A 5,927-nucleotide genomic window follows, 5' to 3' on the forward strand; every position below is an offset into this window, starting at 1 on the left:
CGCCCGCCCCCCACGTGGGGGGCGGGCGGCCCTTTCCGCGTCGATACGGAAGCGCGACCGGGTGAACCGCTACGGCGTTCCGAGCTGGAAGGTGACGAAGCCCCCGTACCAGCCCGCGGCGACACCCATGATCAACATGATCGGCGCCAGCGAGGTCCACTTGAGCCTGCTCAGCGGGATCGCCAGGGCGATCCACAGCGGGAACGCCGGCAGCAGGTAGCGCGGCACGTTGGAGACGATCTGCTGGCTCGTGACGGTGGAGGCGATCGTCAGCAGCGTGAAGACGATCAGGACCAGGGGCGGCCGGAGCCGGAAGAAGAGGATCAGCAGCACGGGGAGGGCGACCAGCATGAGGAGGCTGAAGATGTCCGCGATGCCCCAGGCCCACAGGTAGTGGTACCGCCCGATCATGATCTCGGGGATGGCCTTCAGCATGAACGCGCCACCGTCGAAGTAGTGCTCCCACGCGCGCTGGATCTTGAAGTAGCCGCCGAGGTCGTTCATCTTGTAGCCCACCCAGAGGATGTAGCCGATGAACCCCCACGGGGCGATGAGCATGGCGGTCAACGGGCGGGCGATCCCGTCCCGGCGCCTGAACAGGGCGACCAGCGCCGCCAGTCCGACGGCCGCGATGACCGCCGCCGCCGTCGGCCTGCTGAAGCCGCTGATCAGCGCGAGCACGCCCGCCGAGATCCACTGCCGGGTCATGACGCAGTAGCACGCCCACGCCGCCAGGGCCACGAACAGCGAGTCGGTGTACACCGCCCATTCGACGCCGGAGGCGGGCAACAGGCCCCAGAGCCCGGCCGCGACGACGCCCGCCCTGGGCGTGCTCAGCAGCGAGACCACCGCGTAGATGCCGGCGGCGGCGAACAGGGACGCCAGCACCGAGACGAGGATGCCCCCGCCGTACACGCCCAGGCCCGTGATCTCCGACGCACCGCGCATCAGGCCCGGGTAGAGCGGGAAGAACGCGGAGGAGTTGGGGACGACCTCGATGCCCGGGCCCAACACCTGCGGGTGGTAGCCGTTGGCGGCGATGTCCAGGTAGTACGCGCCGTCCCAGGTGCTCAGGACGTCCCACGGCCGGGCGCCGCCGCCGGTGCCGACGGGCTTCTTCCGGTACTCGGCGGAGAAGTGCAGCAGGTACATGAAGAAGGCGAAGCCACTCAGCTTCACCGTGGTGTACACGGCGAGCGCCGGGCCGAACCGGTTGGCGTGGTGACGCACCCACGACCCCGCGCCTCCCGGCTCCTTCACTGGCCGACCCTGCTGACCCGACGGCCTCACGGTGTCCGTGGGCGGGGCGGATATCGCGCTCAACGTAGTCCTTAACGGAGGGGATGGAGGGACCGGGCGGTCGGGCCGGGCAGTCGGTCCGGGCCCCGAAATCCTACGTCATCGGACATTGCAGCCACTGCCGCGAAGGCCGTACGAAGGCCGTACGAGGGCCTCCCGGCGACCCCCGCGCGACCTCGCCGCGGCCGCGCGGGGGCCCGTACGGCGGCGGCTCCCGAGACCAACGGGCAGGTCTCGGGAGCCGCTTGGACGTGTCGCCCCGAACGCGTCGACGGGGTCGGGCCGTCAGACCCTGACGGGGGTTTCGTCGTCCTTGGTGGCGGGGGCGGTGGTCGTCGGGCGGGGGGTGCGCTTGGCCGCGCGCTTGGCCGCTCGGCGCTCCTTGCGCAGTTCCACCATCGTGTAGATGGCCGGGACCAGGAGGAGGGTCAGCAGGGTGGAGCTGACCAGGCCGCCGATGACCACCACGGCGAGCGGCTGCGAGATGAAGCCGCCGCCGCCCGTGACGCCGAGTGCCATCGGGAGCAGGGCGAAGATGGTCGCCAGGGCCGTCATCAGGATCGGGCGCAGGCGGTGTCGACCGCCCTCGACGACGGCTTCGACGACCCCGAGGCCCTGGGCGCGGTACTGGTTGACCAGGTCGATCAGGACGATCGCGTTGGTCACCACGATGCCGATGAGCATCAGCATGCCGATCATCGCGGGCACGCCCATCGGAGTGCCGGTGATCAGGAGCAGACCGAGCGCGCCGGTCGCCGCGAAGGGCACGGAGACCAGCAGGATCAGCGGCTGGACGAGCGAGCGGAAGGTCGCCACCAGCAGCATGAACACGATCGCGATGGCCGCGAGCATGGCCAGGCCCAGCGAGCCGAAGGCGTCGTCCTGGTCGGAGGAGACGCCGCCGATGGTGGCGGTGGCCCCGTCGGGCAGGTCCAGGGCCTTGAGCTTGGCGCTGAGTTCGGTGCTGACCGCGCCGGTGTTGTCGCCGTTCGGCTTGGCCGTGATGGTGGCGGCGCGGGCGCCGTCGATCCGGGTCATCGCGACCGGGCCCGGGACCACCTTGATGTCGGCGACGTCGCCGAGCTTGATCGGGCCGATCGGCAGCGCCTGGAGTTCGGCGAGCGTCTTGGCGGGCTGCCCGGAGGCGATGACCACGTTGCGCTCGGTGTTGCCGAGGAAGGCCTTGCCCGCGGGGGTGCCCTGGACGGCCTGGGCGACGATCCCGCCGATCGCGGCCTGGTTCAGGCCCGCGTCGGCGGCCTTGGCGTTGGCGGTGACCGAGATGCGGGGCACCGACTGGGAGAGGTCGCTCTGGACGTCGCTGACGTCCTTGAGCTTGGCGACCTCGGCGCGGACCTGCTCCGCGGCCTTGGCGAGGACGCCGGCGTCGCCCGCCTTGACGACCACGCTGAGGTCCGTGTTGCCGAAGGCGGCGCCCGCCGAGACCGTGGTCCGGCCGATGCCGTCGAGCTTGGCCAGGTCGGTCTCGATGCGCTTCTGGACGGCCTCGCCGTCCTTGGCGTCCTTCAGGGTCACCTGGTAGGACGCCTGGTTGGTGCCCGTACCGCCGCCGAAGGCCGCCATGAAGCCGGAGGAGCCGACGGTGACCTGGTAGTCCTTGACGCCGGCCGCGTTGGCCAGGACCTTCTCCACCTTGCGGCTCGCCTCGTCGGAGGCGGACAGGGAGGTGCCGGGGGCCAGCGCCTGCTTGATGGTCAGGACGTCCTGCTCGCCCTTGTCGAAGAAGTTGGTCTTCAACAGCGGGGCCATGGCGAAGGTGGCGACGAGGAGCACGCACGCGACGGCCACGGTGGCCAGGCGGCGGCGCGCGACGAAGCGCAGCACCCGCACGTAGAAGGTCTGGAGCCGGCTGTGCGACTCCTTCTCCTCGGCGGCCCGCCGGACGGCTTCCACGGCTGCCGGGTCGGTGAGGGTTGCCCCGTCCGCGCCCTTGGGGGCGCTGAGGAACCAGTACGACAGGACCGGTACGACGGTCAGGGACACCAGCAGCGAGGCCAGCAGGGCCGCGGTCACGGTGAGCGAGAAGGAGCTGAACAGCTCGCCGATCATGCCGCCGACCAGACCGATCGGCAGGAAGACGGCCACGGTGGTGAGCGTCGAGGAGGTGACCGCGCCGGCCACTTCCTTGACCGCGGTGATGATCGCGGACTCGCGCTCCTCGCCGTAGGACAGGTGCCGCTTGATGTTCTCCAGGACCACGATGGAGTCGTCCACCACGCGGCCGATGGCGATGGTGAGCGCGCCCAGCGTCAGCATGTTCAGCGACAGGTCACGGGTCCACAGCACGATCAGCGCGAGCACGATGGACAGCGGGATGGAGACCGCGGTGACCAGGGTCGAGCGGATCGAGGCGAGGAAGACCAGGATCACGATCACCGCGAAGACCAGGCCGAGCAGGCCCTCCGTGGTGAGGCTGGAGATGGCGGTGGCGACGGCCGGGCCGTTGTCGCTGACCATCGTGAGGCCGGCGCCCGCGCCGAGGGCGGTGCGCAGCTCGGGCAGCTTCTCCTTGACGGCGTCGGAGATGGCGACGGAGCTGCCGTCCTTGTCCATCGTGAGGACGACGGCCAGGCTGGGCTTGCCGTTGGTGCGGGTGATGGAGACGGCCTTGGCCGGCTCCTGCTTGACGGTGGCGACGTCGCCGAGGCGGACCGCGGGCTTGCCGCTCGCGGCGCCGGGCGTACCCGCGCTCAGGCGGAGGTCCTCCAGCTGGGCGAGGGAGGTGTAGCCGCCGCCGACGCGGACGGTGCGGTTCTTGCCCTCCTCGTCGAAGGAACCGGCGGGCATGGTGGCGCCGCCCGCTTCCAGGCCCTTGGCGAGCGCGGCCGTATCCAGGCCGGCGGCCGCCAGCTTCGCCCGGTCCGGGGTCACGGTGACCTGGAGGTCCTGGACGCCGTTGACGCTGACCTGGCCGACGCCCGGGATGTCCTCCAGGACGGGGACGACGCTGCGCTGGAGCTGGTCGGCGAGGGCCTGCTGGTCCTTGTCCGAGGTGGCGGCGAGGACGACGGTGGGCATGTCGTCGGTGGAACCGGCCACGACCTGCGGGTCGACGTCGGCGGGCAGCCGGACGCGGGCCCGGTTGACGGCCTGCTGGACGTCGGCGACGAGCTGCTTGGTGCCGCTGTCGCCGAAGTCGAACTTGGCCGTGATGAGGGCGTTGCCCTCGCTGGCGGTGGAGGTGATGCCGGTGATGCCGTCGACGCCCTTGAGGGTGGCCTCGATCGGTTCGATGACCTGCTTCTCGACCACGTCGGGCGAGGCGCCCTGGTACGGCGCGAGGATGGACACCATCGGCAGCTCTATGGAGGGCAGCAGTTGCTGCTTGAGCTGGGGGATGGCAATGGCGCCGAACAGGAGCGCGACGATCGACACGAGGCCGATCAGTGCCCGTTGGGCAAGGCTGAAGCGGGACAGCCAGGACATGGGTGAGATCTCTCTGCCGAGTTGAGCGAGTTGAGCGAGGGTCGTCCCACCTTCTCCTCCGCCACGGCGCCCGGACGTCGCCCGCAGGTCCCGTCCTTATCCCGCGTGTACCGCGCCCGCAGTACGCCCGAGTACCCCGATCTACTCGGAACGGGGCCGTACGAGGCCCGATTCGTACGCGATGACCACCAATTGGGCCCGGTCCCGGGCGCCGAGCTTGGCCATCGCGCGGTTCACGTGGGTCTTCACGGTGAGCGGGCTGACCTCCAGCCGGATGCCGATCTCGTCGTTGGACAGGCCGCCCGCGACCAGGCCGAGGACCTCGCGCTCGCGGCCGGTCAGGAGGGCGAGCCGTTCGGCGTGGGCGCCCGCGGCGGCGGTCGGCGGGGCGCCGCCGCCCTGGGCGAGGAAGGTGGCGATGAGGCCCTTGGTGGCGGCCGGGGAGAGCAGGGCCTCGCCGGCGACCGCGATGCGGATGGCGCTCAGCAGCTCGTCGGGCTCGGCGCCCTTGCCGAGGAAGCCGGAGGCGCCCGCGCGCAGGGCCGCGGCGACGTACTCGTCGACCTCGAAGGTCGTCAGCATCACCACGCGCACGCCGGAGAGTTCCGGGTCGGCGCTGATCATCCGGGTGGCGGCGAGCCCGTCGGTGCCGGGCATCCGGATGTCCATGAGGACCACGTCGGCGCGCAGCTCGCGGGCCAGGGCGTAGGCCTGCGCGCCGTCGGCGGCCTCTCCGACGACCTCCATGTCGGGCTCGGAGTCGACCAGCACCTTGAAGGCGCTGCGCAGCAGGGCCTGGTCGTCGGCGAGGAGCACCCTGATGGGTGCGGCGGGGGGCGGGTCGCTCGGCGTGTGTTCCACGAAAGGGAGCGTACGTCGCCGTCCCCGTCCGCCCCGGTGCGGCCCTCGATCGCCGGGCGGGCTGGATCTGCCCCCTGGCTCCGCCGCGCCGATCAGCCTCGCCGGGCTGGATCTGCCGTGGGTTCGCCGCGCCATCCAGCCTCGCCGGGCCGGACCTGCCCTGGGGTCCGCCGCGCCATCCAGCCTCGCCGCAATCCCAGCCTCGCCGGGCCGGGTCTGCCCTGGGGTCCGCCGCGCCATCCAGCCTCGCCGGGCCGGATCTGCCCTGGGTCCGCCGCGCCATCCAGCCTCGCCGGCGTTTGAGGCGCGGGGTCTGGGGC

3 protein-coding genes are annotated in these 5,927 nt (G+C 71.4%); all 3 read right to left on the bottom strand.

Annotated features, from left to right (window positions below; translation table 11 throughout):
- Positions 1 to 69 precede the first annotated feature (69 nt).
- Positions 70 to 1,260: a hypothetical protein gene (locus ACFWAR_RS39025; RefSeq protein WP_385788387.1), complete on the bottom strand. Its 1,191-nt coding sequence runs from the start codon at positions 1,258 to 1,260 to the stop codon at positions 70 to 72.
- Between the two features lie 324 nt (positions 1,261 to 1,584).
- On the bottom strand, positions 1,585 to 4,746 hold the full coding sequence (locus ACFWAR_RS39030) for an efflux RND transporter permease subunit (RefSeq protein ID WP_385788390.1): 3,162 nt from the start codon (positions 4,744 to 4,746) through the stop codon (positions 1,585 to 1,587).
- Between the two features lie 141 nt (positions 4,747 to 4,887).
- Entirely contained in the window at positions 4,888 to 5,607 is a 720-nt protein-coding gene (locus ACFWAR_RS39035) for a response regulator (protein ID WP_385788392.1), read from the bottom strand.
- Positions 5,608 to 5,927 lie beyond the last annotated feature (320 nt).

This window comes from Streptomyces sp. NPDC059917 (assembly GCF_042730635.1).
Taxonomy (GTDB): domain Bacteria; phylum Actinomycetota; class Actinomycetes; order Streptomycetales; family Streptomycetaceae; genus Streptomyces.